General features: G+C 65.6%; 17 protein-coding genes and 2 pseudogenes. 9 read left to right on the plus strand and 10 right to left on the minus strand.

Annotation, left to right across the window (positions count from 1 at the left end; all coding sequences use genetic code 11):
- Window positions 1–48 precede the first annotated feature (48 nt).
- The 4 genes from argH to Ga0102493_RS11450 are packed head-to-tail and all read left to right on the plus strand — an operon-like array spanning window position 49 to window position 3,839.
- The gene (gene argH / locus Ga0102493_RS11435) at window positions 49–1,446 is read left to right on the plus strand and encodes an argininosuccinate lyase (protein ID WP_034906952.1); all 1,398 of its coding nucleotides are present in this window, start codon (window positions 49–51) and stop codon (window positions 1,444–1,446) included.
- Window positions 1,443–1,691, plus strand: a complete 249-nt coding sequence (locus Ga0102493_RS11440; protein WP_034906954.1) for a hypothetical protein — start codon at window positions 1,443–1,445, stop codon at window positions 1,689–1,691. Before argH ends, Ga0102493_RS11440 begins: the two co-directional genes overlap by 4 nt.
- A gap of 24 nt (window positions 1,692–1,715) precedes the next feature.
- Window positions 1,716–2,972: a diaminopimelate decarboxylase gene (gene lysA, locus Ga0102493_RS11445; protein WP_034906956.1), complete on the plus strand. Its 1,257-nt coding sequence runs from the start codon at window positions 1,716–1,718 to the stop codon at window positions 2,970–2,972.
- A gap of 15 nt (window positions 2,973–2,987) precedes the next feature.
- Entirely contained in the window at window positions 2,988–3,839 is an 852-nt protein-coding gene (locus Ga0102493_RS11450; RefSeq protein ID WP_034906958.1) for a precorrin-2 dehydrogenase/sirohydrochlorin ferrochelatase family protein, read from the plus strand.
- Here Ga0102493_RS11450 and Ga0102493_RS11455 read toward each other — a convergent pair.
- The 3 genes from Ga0102493_RS11455 to Ga0102493_RS11465 all read right to left on the minus strand — a co-directional run bounded on the left by Ga0102493_RS11455 (window position 3,836) and on the right by Ga0102493_RS11465 (window position 6,852).
- Complete coding sequence (locus Ga0102493_RS11455) at window positions 3,836–4,825, minus strand: helix-turn-helix domain-containing protein (protein ID WP_034906959.1); 990 nt, start codon at window positions 4,823–4,825, stop codon at window positions 3,836–3,838. The genes Ga0102493_RS11450 and Ga0102493_RS11455 overlap by 4 nt on opposite strands.
- Window positions 4,826–4,931: 106 nt before the next feature.
- Entirely contained in the window at window positions 4,932–5,492 is a 561-nt protein-coding gene (locus Ga0102493_RS11460; protein WP_034906960.1) for a L,D-transpeptidase family protein, read from the minus strand.
- A 70-nt stretch (window positions 5,493–5,562) separates the two neighbouring features.
- Window positions 5,563–6,852 carry an adenylosuccinate synthase gene (locus tag Ga0102493_RS11465; RefSeq protein WP_034906961.1) on the minus strand — a complete coding sequence of 430 codons (1,290 nt, stop codon included), beginning with the start codon at window positions 6,850–6,852 and terminating at the stop codon, window positions 5,563–5,565.
- A 221-nt stretch (window positions 6,853–7,073) separates the two neighbouring features.
- Here Ga0102493_RS11465 and Ga0102493_RS11470 point away from each other — a divergent pair, with 221 nt between their 5' ends.
- Both Ga0102493_RS11470 and Ga0102493_RS11475 read left to right on the plus strand, forming a co-directional pair.
- Complete coding sequence (locus tag Ga0102493_RS11470) at window positions 7,074–8,126, plus strand: alpha/beta hydrolase (RefSeq protein ID WP_034906963.1); 1,053 nt, start codon at window positions 7,074–7,076, stop codon at window positions 8,124–8,126.
- Between the two features lie 128 nt (window positions 8,127–8,254).
- Window positions 8,255–9,148: pseudogene (locus tag Ga0102493_RS11475) on the plus strand (transposase); the annotation flags it as partial.
- A 103-nt stretch (window positions 9,149–9,251) separates the two neighbouring features.
- Here the strand turns inward: Ga0102493_RS11475 and istB are convergent.
- Together istB and istA are read right to left on the minus strand one after the other, a co-directional pair.
- On the minus strand, window positions 9,252–10,088 hold the full coding sequence (gene istB / locus Ga0102493_RS11480) for an IS21-like element helper ATPase IstB (RefSeq protein WP_034901636.1): 837 nt from the start codon (window positions 10,086–10,088) through the stop codon (window positions 9,252–9,254).
- Entirely contained in the window at window positions 10,085–11,587 is a 1,503-nt protein-coding gene (gene istA / locus Ga0102493_RS11485; RefSeq protein ID WP_034901634.1) for an IS21 family transposase, read from the minus strand. The genes istB and istA overlap by 4 nt, the downstream gene beginning before the upstream one ends.
- Window positions 11,588–11,763: 176 nt before the next feature.
- Between istA and Ga0102493_RS11490 the strand changes: the two are divergent.
- Both Ga0102493_RS11490 and Ga0102493_RS11495 read left to right on the plus strand, forming a co-directional pair.
- Window positions 11,764–12,252, plus strand: a pseudogene (locus tag Ga0102493_RS11490) (transposase); the annotation flags it as partial.
- A 147-nt stretch (window positions 12,253–12,399) separates the two neighbouring features.
- Complete coding sequence (locus tag Ga0102493_RS11495; protein WP_034903807.1) at window positions 12,400–12,780, plus strand: DUF3224 domain-containing protein; 381 nt, start codon at window positions 12,400–12,402, stop codon at window positions 12,778–12,780.
- On the opposite strand, the gene Ga0102493_RS11500 is transcribed toward Ga0102493_RS11495, so the two are convergent.
- The 5 genes from Ga0102493_RS11500 to Ga0102493_RS11520 form a co-directional block, all read right to left on the minus strand.
- Window positions 12,781–13,296 (minus strand): DUF1697 domain-containing protein, encoded by a 516-nt coding sequence (locus Ga0102493_RS11500; protein WP_034903806.1) that lies wholly within the window; start codon window positions 13,294–13,296, stop codon window positions 12,781–12,783.
- Window positions 13,297–13,397: 101 nt separating this feature from the next.
- Window positions 13,398–13,802, minus strand: coding sequence for a RidA family protein (locus Ga0102493_RS11505; protein ID WP_051697949.1), 405 nt, complete (start codon window positions 13,800–13,802; stop codon window positions 13,398–13,400).
- Window positions 13,799–14,929, minus strand: a complete 1,131-nt coding sequence (locus tag Ga0102493_RS11510) for an ATP phosphoribosyltransferase regulatory subunit (RefSeq protein ID WP_034903622.1) — start codon at window positions 14,927–14,929, stop codon at window positions 13,799–13,801. The genes Ga0102493_RS11505 and Ga0102493_RS11510 overlap by 4 nt, the downstream gene beginning before the upstream one ends.
- Before the next feature lie 89 nt (window positions 14,930–15,018).
- Window positions 15,019–16,602, minus strand: coding sequence for a phosphoglycerate dehydrogenase (serA, locus tag Ga0102493_RS11515; protein WP_034903620.1), 1,584 nt, complete (start codon window positions 16,600–16,602; stop codon window positions 15,019–15,021).
- A 111-nt stretch (window positions 16,603–16,713) separates the two neighbouring features.
- Entirely contained in the window at window positions 16,714–17,895 is a 1,182-nt protein-coding gene (locus tag Ga0102493_RS11520; protein WP_034903617.1) for a phosphoserine transaminase, read from the minus strand.
- Between the two features lie 256 nt (window positions 17,896–18,151).
- On the opposite strand from Ga0102493_RS11520, the gene Ga0102493_RS11525 reads away from it, so the two are divergent.
- Window positions 18,152–19,333 carry a glycosyltransferase family 4 protein gene (locus tag Ga0102493_RS11525; RefSeq protein WP_034903614.1) on the plus strand — a complete coding sequence of 394 codons (1,182 nt, stop codon included), beginning with the start codon at window positions 18,152–18,154 and terminating at the stop codon, window positions 19,331–19,333.
- Window position 19,334: the final 1 nt, after the last annotated feature.

Raw genomic sequence — 19,334 nt, forward strand, 5'->3', positions numbered from 1 at the left:
GCTTCCGCCCGCCCCGGCGGGAACGCTGCGGCAGGCGGCGGCAACGCGATGTGGGGCGGCAGGTTCGCCGAAGGCCCTAGCGCGATCATGCGCGAAATCAACGCCTCGATTCCCTTCGACAAGGCGCTCTGGCGGCAGGACATCGCGGCCTCCGAAGCGCATGTCGCCATGCTCGCGGCGCAGGGCATCGTCTCGGCCGAGGACGCGCGCGCGATCAGCGACGGGCTCGCCGCAATCGCCCACGAATACGAGCGCGACGGCGTGCCAGAGAACTGGGACCTCGAGGACATCCACATGACGACCGAGGCCCGGCTCGCCGAACTGATCGGGCCGGCCGCGGGGCGCCTCCACACGGCGCGCAGCCGCAACGACCAGGTGGCGACCGATTTCCGGCTCTGGGTGCGCGAGGCGTTGGACGAAATGGATGCCGGGCTCGCTGCGCTCCAGCGCGCGCTCGTCACCCGCGCGGGCGAACACGCCGCCACCATCATGCCCGGCTTCACCCATCTTCAGACCGCACAACCCGTGACGCTCGGCCATCACCTGATGGCCTATTACGAGATGTTCCGGCGCGACCGTTCGCGCCTTGCCGATGCGCGCGATCGGCTGAACGAATGCCCGCTGGGGTCCGCTGCGCTCGCCGGGACCGGCTTTCCGATCGACCGCGAGATCACCAGCGAGGCGCTGGGCTTCGACCGGCCCACGGCCAATTCGCTCGACGCCGTGTCGGACCGGGATTTCGCGCTCGATTACCTGTTCACCGCCAGCGCGTGTGCCCTCCACCTCTCTCGCCTGGCCGAGGAACTGGTGCTGTGGGCGAGCCAGCCCTTCGGTTTCGTGCGCCTGCCCGACAGCCTTTCGACCGGCTCCTCTATCATGCCGCAGAAGAAGAACCCGGATGCCGCCGAACTGGTGCGCGGCCATGCGGGCCGGGTGATCGGCTGCGCGACCGCGCTGATGGTGACGATGAAGGGCCTGCCGCTCGCCTATTCGAAGGACATGCAGGACGACAAGCCGCCGGTGTTCGAGGCGGCGTCGCTGATGGCGCTGTCGATCGCGGCGATGACCGGCATGATCGGCGATGCGACCTTCGCCACCGCGCGGATGCGACAGGCGGCCGAGATGGGCTATGCCACTGCGACCGACCTTGCCGATTGGCTGGTGCGCGAGGCGGGGATCCCCTTCCGCGAAGCGCATCACGTGACCGGCGCGGTCGTGAAATTCGCCGATGCGCGCGGCCTTGCGCTCAACGAAGTACCGCTGGCCGACCTCGCCGCGATCGACGAACGGATCGACGAGCGCGTGTTCGACGCGCTTTCGGTAGATGCCTCGGTCGCCGCGCGCGCCTCCTATGGCGGAACCGCGCCCGAACAGGTGCGTATGCAGGTCGATCGGGCGCGCGCGGCGCTCGGCATGGAAACCTTGACCGGCGAGGCGGGCGAATGAGGCGCATTGGATTCGGCATCGGTATCGCCGCGCTGGCCGGTGCCCTCGCGGGATGCGGGGCGAGCGCACCGCTCACCCCGCCGCCGGGCGAGACGCTCCCGCCTGCGCCCTACGGCGCCCCCGCCCGGCTCGATGCCGAGGAATTGCTCGAACTCGATGCGCTCGCCGCTCCCGAACGCTCGGTGGAACTGCGCCGCCGCTCCGAGGAACGCGAGGACGACCCCTTCGATCTTCCGCCCGAATAGGCCTATTGCGAAACGAACACGATCATGGACCACTTCGCATACAAGAACGGCGTCATGCATGCCGAAGACATTCCCCTGCCGCGCATCGCGGAGGCAGTCGGCACGCCCGTCTATGTCTATTCCCGCGCAACGCTGGAACGCCACGCCCGCGTCTTTCGCGAGGCGCTGGACGGCGTGCCGGACAAGCTCATCGCCTTTGCGGTGAAGGCCAATCCCAATCTCGCCGTTCTCAAGGTGCTCAAGGGCCAGGGATATGGCGCCGATGTCGTGTCGGTGGGAGAGATGCGCCGCGCGCTCGCGGCGGGGATCGCGCCCGAAAAGATCGTCTTCTCGGGTGTGGGCAAGACCGCAGCCGAACTCGCCGCCGCGCTCGAAGCGGGGATCGGCCAGTTCAATATCGAAAGCGCCGAGGAAGGCGAGGAGCTCGCCGCGATCGCCGAAGCGATGGGCATGTGCGCGCGCTGCGCCTTGCGAGTGAACCCCGATGTCGATGCCGGGACCCATGACAAGATCTCGACCGGCAAGGCCGACAACAAGTTCGGCGTGCCGATCGACGAGGCCGGGCAGATATTCGGCCAGCTTGCAGGCCTGCCGGGCGTCGAGATGCGCGGGATCGCGGTCCATATCGGCAGCCAGCTTGCCGACCTAGCCCCGCTCGAACGCGCCTTCGGCAAGCTCGGCGAACTGATCGAGGCGCTGCGCGGGGCGGGCCATACGATCACCCATGTCGATCTCGGCGGTGGTCTGGGCGTGCCTTACAAGCGCGGCGAGGAATTGCCGAGCCCGGCAGAATACGGGGCAATGGTCGCGCGGGTGACGAAGGGCTGGGGCGTGACCCTGATCTTCGAACCCGGCCGGGTGATCGCGGGCAATGCGGGCGTTCTGCTGACGCGGGTGGTGCGGGTGAAGCGCGGGCTCAATCATCCCTTCGTGATCGTGGATGCAGCGATGAACGACCTCGCGCGGCCGGCACTTTACGGCGCGTATCATGACTTCGTCGGGGTCGAGCCTTCGGGCGAGAACATGACCGCGAATATCGTCGGGCCCATCTGTGAGACCGGCGATACCTTTGCGATGGGCCGCGAATGCGACCGGCTCGCAGCGGGCGAACTCGCCGTGTTCCGCACTGCCGGCGCCTATGGCGCGACCATGGCGTCGTCCTACAATTCGCGCGGTTTCGTCGCCGAAGTGCTGGTCGATGGCGACCGCTACGCCGTCGTTGCCGACCGGATCGAGGCTGCTGCGATCATGGATGCGGAGCGCGTTCCCGAATGGCTCTGAGCCCCACCCGCTGACATGGCCGAACTTGAAAGCCTCCCGTTGTTTCACCGGATCGAGGGTCAGAAGGTCCTGGTGCTGGGCGAAGGGCAGGCGGCCGAACCCAAGCGGCGGCTTGTGCAGCGTGCTGGCGGGATAATCGTCGAGGACATGCAGCGCGCCATAGACGAGGGGGTGCGCATCGCCTTTGTCGCGCACGAGGACGCGAAGGCCTGCGAGGTGGCGGCGATCAACCTGCGCTGTGCAGGAATGCTTGTGAATGTCGTCGACCGGCCAGAATTGTGCGATTTTACCACGCCGAGCCTGCTCGACCGCAAACCCGTCCTGATCGCGGTCGGCACCGGGGGAGCTTCGGCCGGCCTTGCGAAGCACCTGCGCCTGAGGCTTGAACGGATCCTTCCCGATCAGCTGGGCGGGCTTGCCGATGCGCTGTTCGCATTCCGCGCCCGCCTGCGAGATAGGTTCCCCGACGCTGCCGAACGCCGCCGCGCGCTCGATGCGGCGCTGCGCGAAGGTGGCGCGCTCGATGTGCTCGATCCCGCCTCGCACGAGCGGGTTGGCGATTGGCTCGAGGCAGCCGATACGCCGCGCCCCCCCACCCTTGCCGAATTCACCATCCGAAGCGATGATCCCGAAGACCTCACCGTGAAACAGGCCCGGATGCTTGGCGAGGCCGACACGGTCTGCGCCGATCCGGGGATCGCCCCTGCGATCCTCGCCCGGGTCCGCGCAGATGCGCGGCGGATAACCTGCGATCGTCTGTCCTGCCGTTCTTCAGAAAGGCCGCGATGCGCTTTTCCGGACGGCGGCGCAGACCCGGCCGGGATGACGGTTATCCTGCGCCATGGTACTGGCGCGAACCCCGGCTAGGCGGGCTGCGCCAGCGGCACCTCGACTTCGGCGAAATAGCGCGACATCGCCTCGATCGAGGCATCGCTCAGCGCGATGAAGGCGCGTCGACGGTCGGTTTCGTCGGCGATCCGCCGGAAGATACCGGTTTCGACCATCTGCCCCAGCCAGCGCAGCGCCGTTGTCGCTGGCACGTCCGCAGAGATGCACAGCGAGGTCACTGAAACCTTCTGCCCTTCTCCATGGGCTGCGGTGAGGTCGAGCAGCATGTCCCAGGCAGGATCGACGAAAAGCGCGCCATCGAAGAAGCGCGCATGCGCCTGTCGGCCGGCGATGATCCTGCGCACCATGCGCGGATCGGGGAGCGGGGGGTTTTGGGAATCGTACAGCCGGGCCGGGCTCGAAGGCTGGTGGGCGGGCGTATCGGGTAAGGACCGGCCCTCCCCCGCATTGTCGGCCTGCCCATGCGGCCCGGCAAAGCGGCCGCTGCCCGAAAGCCCATCGAGCTTGCTCGCGATCGCTTCGACCTGCTGCGAAAGGCGCAGCAGGTCGAAGCGGTCCTCTTCGGTCATTTCGCGTACGCGCGGATCGGCGATCTCGGCCATGACGCGGCCGACCGCCACGACCCGCTCTGCCCGGCTGGGCGTGACGAGGATCTGCGGTTCGCACTGGTCGAGCGCGGCGAACACGTCGTCGAGCGCCTTCATCGAGGTCGAAACGATCAGCCGGGCACCCGACTGCGCGACGCGCATGTCGAGGCGGGCGAGCGCGGCAAGGTGCTGCGCATCGACGGCGGGGCAATCGACCAGAACGACATCGCCCAGCAAAGTGATCGGCCCGCCGAGCAGCGCATCGAGCGCGCCCCCGTCGATCGTCCGAAAGCCCGCCCCGGCAAGATCGCCGAGCATTTCGCGGCGTCTTGCCGTGCCATCGGCGAAAACGGCGATGCGAGAGGGAAGCCCCGCCGCATCGCTGGCGAGGTCATATGCAAAATCTGTCGCGCTCATCGAATTGCCCCTTCTGCCTGATCGGAACAAAATTAGAACAAAGCGCGATCATGTCAAGTCCAAAAGCCGTCCCGACCGCTTGACGCGGGGGCGGGTTCAGGCCGCTTCAGGGCCTGATTTCGATCGGGGTGCCGTCGGGGACGAGCCGCCAGAGTTCCTCGATCTCGGCATTCGAGAGCGCGATGCAGCCATCGGTCCAATTGCCGGGCAGAGGCGGTCCGGGATAGCCGTTCGGCTGGCCGTGGATGAAGATGTCGCCGCCAGCAGAACGCCCGTAACGCGCGGCGAAAGCGCGGTCGTCGGCATTGGGATAGGAGATCCGCAGGGACAGGTGATAGCGGCTGTTGGGATTGCGCAAGTCGATGCTGTAGATCCCTTCCGGAGTGCGTTCGTCGCCTTCGAACCGTTTGTGACCCATCGGCGCGTCACCGAATGCGAGGCCGCGATAAGCGCGGATCGGCTCGCCTCTGCTGTAGGCAACCAGAAGCCGTTCCGACTTGTCGACCAGAAGGTAGTCCGCGACCAGCGCACGGCCCGGCGGCAGCTCGCGCGAGGCCGGGCTGCGCGTGGTGGTGATCCCCTCGCTCGGCGCGCGCACGACCTCTTCCGGAGGACCGGAACAGGCGGCAAGGATGACCAGCAGGACCGCTGAGATCAGGCATCGCATGGCTGCGCACAATACAGCCGCGCCGGTTTCCGTTCAATTGGGGGCGACCCCCGGCACTTGACTGTTCGCCTCAATCCTCGAACGGGTCGCGCACGAGGATCGTGTCATCGCGCTCGGGACTGGTCGAGACTAGCGCGACGGGGCATTCGATCAGCTCCTGCACGCGCTGGATGTACTTGACAGCATTGGCCGGAAGATCGGCGAAGCTGCGCGCGCCCGCAGTGCTTTCGCGCCACCCTTCCATCTCCTCGTAGATCGGCTCGACGCTGGCCTGGTCGCCGGCATGGCTGGGGAGGTAGTCGTAGACATTGCCGCGCAGGCGATAACCGGTGCAGATCTTCACCTTTTCGAGCCCGTCGAGCACGTCGATTTTCGTCAGCGCGATGCCGGTCACGCCGCTGATCGCGCAGGTCTGGCGCACGAGCACCGCGTCGAACCAGCCGACGCGCCGCTGGCGCCCGGTGACAGTGCCGAATTCGTGCCCCCTCTCGCCCAGCGACTTGCCGGTTTCGTCGTCGAGTTCGGTCGGGAAAGGCCCGGAGCCGACGCGGGTGGTGTAGGCCTTGACGATGCCAAGCACGAAGCCGGTCGCGTTGGGCCCGAGCCCGCTTCCGCTCGCCGCCGTCCCGCTCACCGTGTTCGAACTGGTGACGAAGGGATAGGTGCCGTGGTCGACATCGAGCAGCACGCCCTGCGCGCCCTCGAACAGCACCTTGGCCCCGGCCTTCCTGATCTTCTTGAGCCGTTTCCACACCGGCTGGGCGAAACGCAGCACGAAGGGGGCGACATCGCGCAATTGTTCGAGCAGCTCCGCGCGGTCGACCGGCGGCTGGTCGAAGCCTGCCCGCAGCGCATCGTGATGCGCGCACAGCCGGTCGAGCTGCGGCTCCAGCGTGTCGAGATGGGCGAGGTCGCAAACGCGGATCGCCCGCCTGCCGACCTTGTCCTCGTAGGCAGGGCCGATCCCGCGCCCGGTCGTGCCGATCTTGCCCTTGCCCGCAGCGCCTTCGCGCAGCGCGTCGAGGTCGCGGTGCAGCGGCAGGATCAGCGGGCAATTGTCGGCGATGGCGAGATTGTCGTCATCGATCTTCACCCCCTGCCCTTCGAGCTTGCCGACCTCGTCGCGCAGCGCCCAGGGATCGAGCACGACGCCGTTGCCGATGAGGCTCATCGTGCCCGAGACGATACCGGAAGGCAGGAGCGAAAGCTTGTAGGTGGTCCCGTCGATGACGAGCGTGTGGCCCGCATTGTGCCCGCCCTGGAACCGCACGACGGCATCGGCGCGGCTCGCCAGCCAGTCGACGATCTTGCCCTTGCCTTCATCGCCCCACTGGGCGCCGATCACGGTGACGTTGGCCATGTATGTCCTTTGCGAGTCCTCTCGGCCGCGCCCGGCTCGGGCGCGCAAACCGGGCGGGGTTAGGCGCTTGGGCAGCCAAGGGCAAGCACCGCCGGAGCCGCCCCGCTGCGGTCATTGCGCGAACCTTGCCGCGCTGCTTGCTTGCACTCGCTCCCCGGGCGGGCGAAGGGTGGCGGCGAAGCGCGCGTTAAAGCGATAGAGGCAAGCAAAAAGGGGTCAACATGACGAAATTCACAGCCGCGCTCGCCGCCCTCGTGGCTGGCGCGCTCGCCGCGACGCCGATCCTCGCGCAGCAGCGCGCGGGCCGCCTGTCGGAAAACTGCCGCGAGGAGCTGATCGCGCTGTGCTACGAGGTGGACGAAGCCGACCGCGCGGCATTCCGTGCCTGCCTGCGCGAGCGGCGGGCCGAGATCCCCGATGAATGCAAGGCCGAGCTGCGCGCCCGGATCGAGGCGCGCGGGCGTCAGGGCTCGCTCGAAACCCGTCCCGAGGGCCTGCGCCCGACGGCAAAACCGACGCGCAGCGTTCTCTATGGGAAAGATGCGCGCCAGCAGGTCGACGTCTACGAACCCGAGGGCGCGGTCGATCCGCTGCCGCTGGTGCTGTTCGTCCATGGCGGAGGCTGGCGGATGGGAAACCACAAGCTGGTGCAGGTGAAGCCGGCGCATCTGAACGCGCAAGGGTATTACTTCGCGTCGACGGGATACCGGCTGGTGCCGGATGTGAGCGTGGCGGAGCAGGCCGGGGACATCGGTGCGGCCCTGCGGGCGCTGCGCGGACAAGCGGGCGCGATCGGCTTCGACGCGGACCGCATCGTGCTGATGGGCCACAGCGCGGGCGCGCATCTCGCCGCGCTGGTCGCGACCGATCCGAAATACGCGGACGAGGCGTTCCACGCGATCCGGGGCGTCGTCCTGCTCGACGGGGCCGGCTACGACGTGAAGGCGCAGATGGCCTCGGCCGCGCCCGAGTTCTGGCAGGTCTACTACAACGCCTTCACCGCGGACGAAGCGGTGCAGGAGGCGTTTTCCCCCGTCACCCATGTCGGCGGCAAAGACGCGCCCAACTGGCTGGCGCTCTACGTCGCGGACCGCGAGGCTTCCTCCGCCCAGTCCGAGGCGCTTGCCGAACGCCTGCGCGCGGGCGGCGTCGAAGCGGAAGCGGTGGCGGTCGAAGGGACCGACCACGGGCGGATGAACCGCGAAATCGGCACCGAGGCGGGCGGGGTGCAGACCCGGGAGGTGGATGCGTTCCTGGCGCGGGTGCTCGGATAAGGGCGAGCGGCCCTGCCGAGAGCCGACAGCGGACTGTCCGCTTACGACCCCTATTCTGTTGAAAAACTCCGCTTGCAGAAGGGCTAAGCTGCTGATTCAGTGATCTTCGCGAAGCGGGAGATATGCTGATGATGGGCGAGCGGACGGTGATGCAGGAGGCGCTGTTCTACAGCTTTCGCATCGAGGATCATGTCCCCGAAGATCACTTGCTGCGTTCGATCGATCGGTTCGTCGATCTTGATGGCATCCGCGAGCACCTGAAGCCGTTTTGCAGTTCGACCGGTCGCCCTTCGATCGATCCCGAACTGATGATCCGAATGCTGATCATCGGCTACTGCATGGGCATCCGATCAGAGCGGCGGCTGTGCGAGGAAGTTCATCTCAACCTTGCCTATCGCTGGTTCTGTCGACTTGATCTCAATGGGTCAGTGCCCGATCACTCGACCTTCTCGAAGAACCGGCATGGTCGGTTCCGCGACAGTGACCTCTTGCGCAAGCTGTTCGAGATGACCGTCGAGCGCTGCATGGCCGAAGGGCTGGTGGGTGCCGAAGGCTTCGCGGTCGATGCCAGCCTGATCCGCGCCGATGTACACCGGCAGCGTTCGGTGCCTGGCGAGGAGGGGCTGCCACCCGAAGCTGCGGGCCGCGCGGTGGCCGAGTATCTCGAAGTGCTCGACGATGCCGCGTTCGGTGGATCGACGCCGGTCACACCCAAGCGGATCAACCTCACCGATCCTGCCGCGCGCTGGACTGCGGCAACGCGCGAGGCGGCGTTCTACTCCTACTCCACCAACTATATGATCGACCTCGACCACGCGGTGATCGTCGATGTCGAGGCGACCACATCGGTGCGCCAGGCCGAAGTGCTCGCCCAGCGCCGGATGATCGAGCGGACGCAAGAACGCTTCGGGCTGTGGCCTGAAAAGCTGGTGGCAGATGCGGCCTATGGCTCAGCACCGAACCTCGCCTGGCTGGTCGAGGATCAGGGCATCGAGCCGCATATCCCGGTGTTCGACAAGTCGGTGTAGCGCGACATTCAAGGTGAGAGTTGCGCGACGATCAGGATGAGAAGTTGATTGTCGCGGCGCGACAGTTTGTGCGCATTCTGATTGTCGCTGGCAAGGGCTATTTGTCGTCCTGATTGTCGCGGACGGCTTCGAGGACCTTGGGCGTCGTGTAGGTCGCTGGTCGGCCTGGGCCTGAGCGACGCGCTTCGGCGGTTCGTCGCCGGTAGCTTTCGACGTTCATCTCGAAGATTGTTGCGTGATGGACCAGACGATCCACCGCGGCGAGCGTCATGGCCGGATCCGGGAAGACACTGTTCCAGTCGCCGAAGGGCTGGTTGGCGGTGATCAGCAGCGAGCGACGTTCGTAGCGGGCGCTGATCAGTTCGAACAGGACCGAGGTTTCGGCCTGGTCCCGGCTGACGTAAGCGAAGTCGTCGAGCACCAGCAGATGATACTTGTCGAGCTTTGCCAGCGCGGATTCGAGCGCCAGTTCGCGCCGGGCGATCTGGAGCCGCTGCACCAGATCGGACGTGCGCGTGAACAGGACGCGCCAACCATTCTCGACCAGCGCGAGGCCGATGGCAGCGGCCAGATGGGTCTTGCCGCCACCAGGAGGGCCGAACAGGATGAGGTTGGCACCCTGCTCGAGCCATCCGTCGCCGGCGCACATCGCCATGACCTGCGCCTTGGAGACCATTGGCACGGCATCGAACGCGAAGGTATCGAGGGTCTTTCCGGCAGGGAGCTTGGCTTCGGCCAGATGCCGCTCGGTCCGCCGCCGATCCCGTTCGGCGATCTCATGCTCGGCGAGCGCGGCCAGAAGCCGGGCCGCAGGCCAGCCTTCCTTGTCTGCGCGCGCGGCAAAGTCGCCCCAGATATGCTTGATTGCCGGCAAGCGCAGCTCGTTCAGCATCAGGCTGAGGCGCTGGGCATCGATCATCGGACCTGTGCTCATGCCGCCTCTCCCCATCCGATCAGGCTGTCATAGGATGCAAGCCCGCCGAGCTTGACCGTGACCGCGGGCAGCTGAGCGGGATCGGGGGAGAACCGGCTTCGCAGGGCGCCGATGTCAGGGCATCGTCGCGCGGCAAGATCGGCTTCGAGCAGTCCGGCAAGTTCAGCCTCGCAGGCCCGCTCGTGCGCCATGGCCAGCAGATCAACGGTGATCCTGCAAGCCGAGCGCTCGCCTTCTTGCTCCAGCAGATGCTCGAACATCCGCCGGTAGGCTTCGCGGGGGAACAGGCTGTCGCGATAGACCAGCCCCATGAGCGCCATCGGCTTGCGCCTGAGCGAGTGGATCACATGCCGGTAATCGACGATATGACCATGCTTGCCATTGTCGCCAGCGCGGCCGCGCACCAGGGTCATCAGCTGGGTGCCGCCCAGGAACAGGTCGATCCGGTCATCGTAAAGCCGCGCGCGCAGCTTGTGTCCGATCAGCCGCGAGGGCACGGTGTAGAACACCTTGCGCAAGGTGAAGCCGCCCGATGAGGTGACCGCGACCAGCACCTCCTCGTAATCACTCGTGCGCGTGTCAGGCAGCGGCTGCAAGGTGCGGCGCTCGGCATCGATCGAGGGAGCATGACGCCGGTTGCGCGCGGTCACGACCTCATCGATGAAGCAGCGATACGCCGCCAGATCGGCAAAGTCGCTGCTTCCCCTCAGCAGCAAGGCATCCCTCACCGCAGCCTTGATATGGCCATGAGAGCTCTCGATCGAACCGTTCTCATGGGCCACCCCTGTGTTGTTGCGGGTCGGCTCCATCCCGTAATGCTGGCACAGCGCATCATATCGCGTGGTCAGATCAGCCCGGGCATCAGCAGCAAGATTGCGGAACGCCGCCGACAGGCTGTCCGTCCGGTGAAGCCGCGGTGCGCCGCCCGCTGACCACAAGGCATTCTGCAGCCCCTCGGCCAAGGCAACAAAGCTCTCGCCGCCCAGGATCACATGGCAGTGCTCGAACCCGCCATAGGTCAGCCGGAAGTGATAGAGCATGTGCTCAAGCGGCACGCCGGCGACCGTGACATCAAAATCGCCCATATCGGTAAAGTCCGACAGGCCAAGTCTGCCAGGCTCATGCAACTGCCGGAAGATGACCTCGCGTTCGGGCCCATGCAGCGCACGCCAGGCCCTGATCCGTCGCTCGAGCGTCCGGCGCGCAAACGGCAGGCTGCCATGCCGGCGGCGCAGCTCCTCGAAGATCGCGATCGGACGAAGCCCGGGCGCTGCTTCCAGCAACGGCACGACCTCCTCGTCAAAGTATCCTGCCAGCGGATCGGGACGCCGCCGCCCGCGCGGCGCTTTCGTCTGCAACGGCCGCTGCGGATCCTGCAACAGCCGATAGCCCGTCGCGGGACTCATCCCGGCCTTCACCGCAGCCTGCGCTACCGAGTGATCTTTCCTCAATGTCATGAACAGCCTCATCTGATGATCGGTTATGTGACGGCCAGGCACACGGCAGGTCCTCCGCAGAAGGAAAACCCAACCATACCTGACACCGCGATCATCTCGGCAGCCCAGCAAAGGGCGCCCCGGTGTGGGGGAACCGGCTACGGGCTACGCCCTGCGCCGGTTCCCCCACACCGGATTCTCATCTTGATTGTCGCGCTTTCTCATCCTGATTGTCGCGCGACAAGTCGGCCAGAAAGGACGACACCTTTGAGCGATCAGCCTTCACCTTCGACCATGAGGACGACAGCTATATCTGCCCTGGCGGCAAACGCCTCCGCCCGTCCAATCGCAACTTCAAGACGCCGCGTCCGCTGGCCAATGCCGATGGCTTCATCCGCTACCGCGCAAGCCAGAAGGACTGCCAGGGCTGCGAACTCAAGCAGCGCTGCACGCCCAAAATGCCCGCCCGCAAGATCATGCGCTCGATCCACGAAGGCGCACGCGATATGGCCCGCGATATCGCCAACACCGAAGCCTATCTCGTCTCACGCCGCCAGAGAAAGAAGGTCGAGATGCTGTTTGCGCACCTCAAGCGAATACTGAAGCTAGACCGCTTACGCCTGCGCGGTCCCAACGGAGCAAAAGACGAGTTCCACCTCGCCGCAGCAGCCCAGAACCTCCGAAAACTGGCCAAGATGCAACCAATGCCGGGGCTCGCACCCGCCTGAGCGGGATGGCAGCTCGCTCGCGTAAATCCAAACCTCGCCTTCAGCTCGCCCCTGCCGCGACTTCTTCAACAGAATAGACCCCTTTTCGGTCGTTCCATCCTGAGCGCGAGGGAGCTAAAAGCAGACAGAGCTGGAATGAGGAAGCAGATGCAGAACACAGCGACAGGCACTTTTGACGTAAAGCTAACGCCAATCGGTTCGGATGATGGCCCAATCGGCGGTATGTCTATCGACAAGACTTTTCGCGGTGACCTGCAAGGAACGAGTGCTGGGCAGATGCTCGCGTTTCGCAGTGGCGTTGAAGGTTCCGCCGGCTACGTAGCGATGGAGCGTGTGACCGCCACTCTCGGCGGCAAACAGGGCTCCTTCATTCTCCAGCATAGCGGATTGATGGACAAGGGCACGCCATCACTGACGGTCGTCGTCGTCCCAGATTCCGCATCAGATGGGCTAACCGGACTCACGGGAACGATGACTATCGATGCCCTGCAGGATCGGCATGATTATGTGTTCCGTTACAAACTCTGACTAAGCGACGGTCGCGGCCATCTCCGCGAGCTTCGCCACGGTATTCATGTTCCGGGCCGTTCCGTGTCTGTCGCTCGGTATGCGAAGCCGGGTTTTGGCCATGCCGTCCGGATAGAGAACAAACAGTTCGCGTTTGCCTAGTCGCACCTCTTCGTTCGTGATCCCTTTCACGCCGTCAAGTGGATCGGTAGGAAGTGTTTCATTCACAAATAGCGCCGTGACGCGATTGCCTGGTGAGTCCGAGAACGGGTTGCGGGCCAATGTATCAGCGAGTTCGGTGGCCGTCCGCAAGACCACGCCCACGTCCCTGCCAGCATACTCTTTTAGCCGCTCCTCGAGAGCGGACCGCACCTCGCCCTCGGACCTCTTGCTTTTGAACACGACATTGCCGCTCGCGATGTAGGTTTTCACATTCTCAAACCCTGCCGCCTCGCTCATCCGAACCAGTTCGGTCATCGGCAATTTGCCGGTCCCGCCGACATTCACGGCACGAAGCAAGGCAACATATCCGATCAATTTCGCTCTCCGTATGGCAGCTACTGTATTAACGCTGCCCAAAACCCGCCAGTCAGAAAACCACCCAGAAGCAGCCATTGCGGCCCTGGCTCAGCACCCCCTCAAACCACAGCGGTAACGTCGATCTCCACCAGTAGCTCGGGCAGCGCCAGCCCCTTTACCTCCACCGTCGTGTCGGCAGGGTAGGGCGGCGTGAAGTATTTCTGCCGCGCTTCCACGATCTTGGGGAAATGCGCCATGTCGGTGAGGTAGATCACGACCTTGACCACTTTCGACAGGTCGCTTCCGGCCGCGGCCAGAACGCGTTCGATATTGGCGAAGGTCTGGGCAAGCTGGGCGTCGAAATCCCCTTCGCCGACGATGCTGCCGTCCTCGCCGATGCTCGCCTGCCCGGAGCACAGCACGAGGTCGCCCACGCGCCATGCGGGGGCTATGAAATAGGGCGCGAGCGGGTCGTTTTCGAGCGCGATGGGGGCGGCCCCTACCTTCTTATCGGCGTCGGTCATTGCGATGCCTCCAGTTCCTTCGGCGTGTCGCCTTCGAGCACGTGGGTGCAGCCGAGCATCCCCGCATCCTCGCCCTCGCCAAGCTGCGCGAGCGTGCGCCAGCCCTCGGCGCGCAGCTTCGCCGCCGCGTCCGCGTCGTGGCCGAGCGGGAGGTAGACCACCCGCCCGCCGCCCGCCTCGGGCGCGACCTCGGCGAGGTGGTCGACATAGAGCGAGAAACCCGTCGCCGCCTCCTCGCTCCCGCCGATCCGGTAGGTCCCGCCGCGCCCCGCCGCGCCGCGCAGGGCATCGGCATAGAGCGTGAAGCCGAACCAGCTCTGGTATTCGAAGCCATACCGCTCGGTCGGATCGAGCGTCAGGCGAACGTCCGGCCCGTGCGCCGCCTTCACCCGCGCCGCGATCGCTTTGAGCCCGTCGAGCCGCGTCGCGAGCGCCCCGCCCGCATCATATTCCCGCAGGTCGGCGAGTGCGCTGTCGAACGGACCGGCGGCGTAGAGCAAAGGAAGATAGGCCTCGCCGCCCGCATCTCTCAGCCCGCCCGCATCCTTGGTATCGAGTTCGCGCCGCACCGCCTCGATATGGTCAGGATCGGTGTCGCCGTCCCTCGCGGCCAGCGTATCGACGAGGTCGGGGAGAGTGAAATCGACGCTGATACCGGTCAGCCCTGCGCCCATGAGCGCCTCTATCGCCACCATCACGATCTCGCTCGCGGCGGCGATGGTATCCACGCCGATCAGTTCCGCGCCCAGTTGCAGCCGCTGGCGTGCGGGATCGAGTTGGCTCGCGCGGATCAGCGCGGTCTCCCCACAATAGGCGAGCCGCAGCGGGCGCGGGGCAGTCTTCATGCTGGTCGCGGCGATCCGCCCGACCTGCGGAGTGATGTCGGAACGCAGAGCGAGCGTTCGCAGGCTCGCGGGATCGACGAAGCGGAACATGGCCTGCGTGCGGATGCCCTGCATCCGGCTCGCCAGCGAGCGTTCGAATTCGAGCAGCGGCGGGCGCACCCGGTCGTAGCCATGGGTGTGGAGCACGTCGAGGCAGGCGCGCATCGCATGGGTGATGCGCGCGGCCGAAGCGGGAAGGCGGTCCTCGAGCCCCTCGGGCAACAGGTCGGTCGGTTGGGTCATGTCGGCGCTGGCGCTAAAAGGAAAACGGCCCCCCGGCAAGCATGCGCGCCGGGAGGCCGATGGATTCTCGCCAGCTTGGTGCGAGAGACTTAGAACCTCAGCGCCTTCACCGTCTTAACGCCCTCGAGCTTTTCGGCCTCGGTCATGATTTCCGCGCCCGGATGCTCGTCGAGGCTGAGCAGCAGAACCGCCTCGCCCCCCGCATCGCGGCGGCCGAGATTGAAGGTGCCGATATTGATCCCGTGGCCGCCGAGCATGGTCCCGATCCTGCCGATGAAGCCCGGCTTGTCGTCATTGACCACGTAGAGCATGTCGCCGTCGAGTTCGGCCTCGATCCCGATCCCGAAAATCTCGACGAGGCGCGGAGACTGCGTCCCGAACAGCGTGCCGGCGACCGAGCGCGGACCGGAGGATGTCTCGACCGTCACCCGGATCAGCGTGTTGAACGCGCCTTCGCGGTCATGCCGGATCTCACTCACGTCCAATCCGCGTTCCTTCGCGAGATAGGGTGCGTTGACCATGTTCACGGTGTCCGAATAGCGCCGCATGAAGCCTGCAAGCACCGCGCCGGTAATCGGCTTGCCGTTGAGTTCGGCTGCCGCGCCCTCGCGCTCGATGCTGATCTTGGTAAGGCTGCCATGAGCAAGCTGGCCGACGAGGCTGCCGAGCTTTTCGGCAAGCGCCATGTAGGGGCGCAGCTTGGGCGCTTCCTCGGCCGACAGGCTCGGCATGTTGAGCGCATTGGTGACGCCGCCATTGACGAGATAGTCCGCCATCTGTTCGGCCACCTGCAGCGCGACATTGACCTGGGCCTCGGTCGTCGAAGCGCCGAGATGCGGCGTGCAGATGAAATTGGGCGCATCGAACAGCGGGTTGTCCGTGGCCGGCTCCTCAGCGAACACGTCGAGCGCTGCACCCGCGACCTGGCCGCTTTCGAGGCAGTCCTTCAGAGCGACCTCATCGATCAGGCCGCCGCGAGCGCAATTGACGATGCGAATGCCGGGCTTGGCGTTCTCGAGCCGCTCGCGGCTGAGGATATTGCGGGTCTCGTCCGTCAGCGGCGTGTGCAGCGTCACGAAATCGGCACGCGAAAGCAGCGTGTCGAGATCGACCTTCTCGATCCCCAGTTCGATCGCGCGGTCCTCGGTCAGGAAGGGATCGTAGGCGATCACCTTCATCCTGAGACCCTGCGCGCGGGAGGCCACGATCGAGCCGATATTGCCCGCGCCGATAAGGCCGAGTGTCTTGGCGGTCACCTCGACCCCCATGAAATCCTTCTTCGGCCATTCGCCCGCCTTGGTGCGGGTGTTGGCGTCGGGGATCTGGCGGGCGAGCGCCATCATCATCGCGATGGCGTGTTCGGCGGTCGTGATCGAATTGCCGAACGGTGTGTTCATCACGACGACGCCCTTGCCGCTGGCATAGGGGACATCGACATTGTCGACCCCGATGCCGGCGCGGCCGATCACTTTCAGATTGGTCGCAGCGTCCAGAATGTCGGGCGTGACCTTGGTCGAGGACCGGATCGCGAGACCGTGATAGTCGCCGATCACACCCTTCAGTTCATCCGGCGTCATGCCGGGCTTTACGTCGACCTCGCAGCCGCGCTCTTCGAAGATGCGCGCGGCATTGGGGTCCATCTTGTCGGAAATGAGTACCTTTGGCTTGCTCATGGGAAATTCCAATCCAGCGAGTCGCCCGCGCAGGCGGGGACTTCTTGCGGCAATGGGGAAGGCATGGGAACGAGGGCCCCGCCTGCGCGGGGCCTCACCCGTGAGAATGACTCAGGCCGCGCCCTTGACGGTCGCGTAGGCCCATTCGATCCACGGCAGGAGGCGCTTGATATCCTCCTGTTCGAGCGTGCCGCCGCACCAGATGCGAAGGGAGGGCGGCGCATCGCGATAGCCGTTGAAATCGTAGCCGACATTGCGCTCTTCGAGCAGCTTGACGATCTTCTTCGGCACTGCGGCCTTCTCGTCCTCGGGCAGGTTGTCGTACCAGTCGCCCTGAAAGACCATGCATACGCCGGTATTGGTGCGCAGCGCCGGGTCGGAGACCATGTTGCGCAGCCAGGGTGTCGATTCGATCCAGTCGAGGACGATCCGTGCGTTCGCATCGGCGCGTTCGATCAACGCCTTGCGCCCGCCGATCGACTTCGCCCATTCGAGCGCGGCGATGTAATCCTCCGTCGCGAGCAGCGAGGGCGTGTTGATCGTCGCCCCTTCGAAGATCGCGCGATTCAATTTGTCGCCCTTCTTCAGGCGGAACAACTTGGGCAGGGGCCAGGCAGGATCATAGCTCTCGATCCGCTCGACCGCCTTGGGGCTGAGGATCAGCATGCCGTGCTGCGCTTCGCCGCCCATCACCTTCTGCCAGGAATAGGTCGTGGCATCGAGTTTCGGCCAGTCCATCTCCTGGGCGAAGATGGCGCTGGTGGCATCGTTCAGCACGACGCCCTCGCGGCCCTTTTCGAGCCAGTCCGTGTTCGGGATGCGTGCGCCCGAAGTCGTGCCGTTCCAGGTGAACACCACGTCATTGCGCTGCGGGATGGTGGTGAGGTCGGGGATCTGGCCGTAATCGGCCGAGAGGATCTGCAGGTTCGGCAGCTTGAGCTGCTTGACCGCGTCCTGGATCCAGACATTGCCGAAGCTTTCCCACGCCGCCACCGTCGCGGGGCGCGCGGGATCGAGCATGGTCCACATCGCCGCCTCGATCGCGCCGGTGTCGGAGCCGGGCATGATCCCGACGAGATAGTCGTCGGGCACGCCGAGCAGCTCGCGCGAGAGGTCGATCGCGTATTTGAGACGGCCCTTGGCATCGGCCGAACGGTGCGATCGGCCGAGCGATGCGGTCTTCACCTTGTCGAGGGACCAGCCCGGGAATTTCACCGTAGGGCCGGAAGAAAATTGCGGACGTTCAGGTTTCACGGGCGGCTCGTGCAGGAGCCCGCGTGCATATGCAGTCATGTATTCTCTCCTTCCAGAGAGCTCGCGCGGCGTTGGGACCGCGTGGCCCGCTGGCCGAACTAGACAGCTTGCGCGCCAAGTCAATGACGCAATGCAAAAACTTCGCCGAGCAAAACCTTCGGCGAGATGGTCTTTCGGCGACATTTTCCGGTCACTGGCCGCGCGAGCCGCGCGCCTTGGGCCAAAGGCGGGTCCTTGCGGCGCCGGTGCCTCCCTGCTTGAGCGTCGGCGCTGCCTCGCCTAAACGGGCCGGCTAATGGAAACCAGTGACCTCCGCATCGCCCTGTTCAGCGGCAATTACAACTACACCCGCGACGGGGCGAACCAGGCCCTGAACCGGCTGGTCGGCTCGCTGCTCGACGAGGGCGCGGCGGTGCGGGTTTATTCGCCCGTCGTGCCGGAACCGGATTTCGAACCGACCGGCGATCTCGTCGGCGTGCCCAATATCCCCATGCCGGTGAAGGGGCGCGGTGAATACCGCCTGCCGACCGGGCTCGGGGGGAAGGTGAAGCGCGATCTTGCCCGCTTCGGGCCGAACATCGTCCATCTGTCCTCGCCCGATCCCTCGGGCCATGCCGCGCTGCGCTGGGCGCAGGAACACGACGTGCCCGTGCTCGCCTCGGTCCATACCCGCTTCGAGACCTATCCGCGCTATTACAACATGGCCTTCCTCGAACCGCTGCTGGTGCGCCTGCTGCGGCGGTTCTACAATCGCTGCGACGCGCTCGTCGCGCCGTCGCAGAGCATGATCGACGAATTGCTGGCGATGGAGATGCACGACGATATCGGGCTGTGGAGCCGCGGGGTCGACCGCGCGGTCTTCACCTCGAAGCGGCGCAATCTCGAATGGCGGCGCAGCCTCGGCCTTGCTGATGACGACGTGGCGATCGTGTTCCTCGGTCGGCTGGTGATGGAAAAGGGGCTCGACATCTTCGCCGAGACGATCGTCCAACTCCGCAAGCGCCAGGTGCCGCACCGCGTGCTCGTGATCGGCGACGGACCGGCGCGCGGATGGTTCGAGGAAGCGCTGCCGGGCGGCATCTTCGCCGGGTTCAAGACGGGCGAGGCCCTGGGCGAAGCGCTCGCCAGCGGCGACGTGTTCTTCAACCCCAGCGTCACCGAGACTTTCGGCAATGTAACGCTGGAAGCGATGGCGAGCGGGCTGCCGGTCGTTGCGGCAGGCGCGACCGGCGCCTCGAGCCTCGTGGTCGACGGCGATACAGGGCGGCTGGTGCCACCTGGCGATGCGTGTGCCTATGCCGAGGCGATCGCGCCATATTGCGAGGATGCGACCCTGCGCGCCGCCCATGGCACGGCGGGCGAGGCGCGGGCGCGGGAATACAGCTGGGACGCGATCAACCAGGTGGTGGCGGATATCTATGTCCGTCTGGTCGAGGAGCGCCGCGCGCTGCAAAGGCGCGAGGCGGAAGCGGCCTAGT

Source organism: Erythrobacter litoralis, from assembly GCF_001719165.1.
In the GTDB taxonomy this organism is placed as follows: domain Bacteria; phylum Pseudomonadota; class Alphaproteobacteria; order Sphingomonadales; family Sphingomonadaceae; genus Erythrobacter; species Erythrobacter litoralis.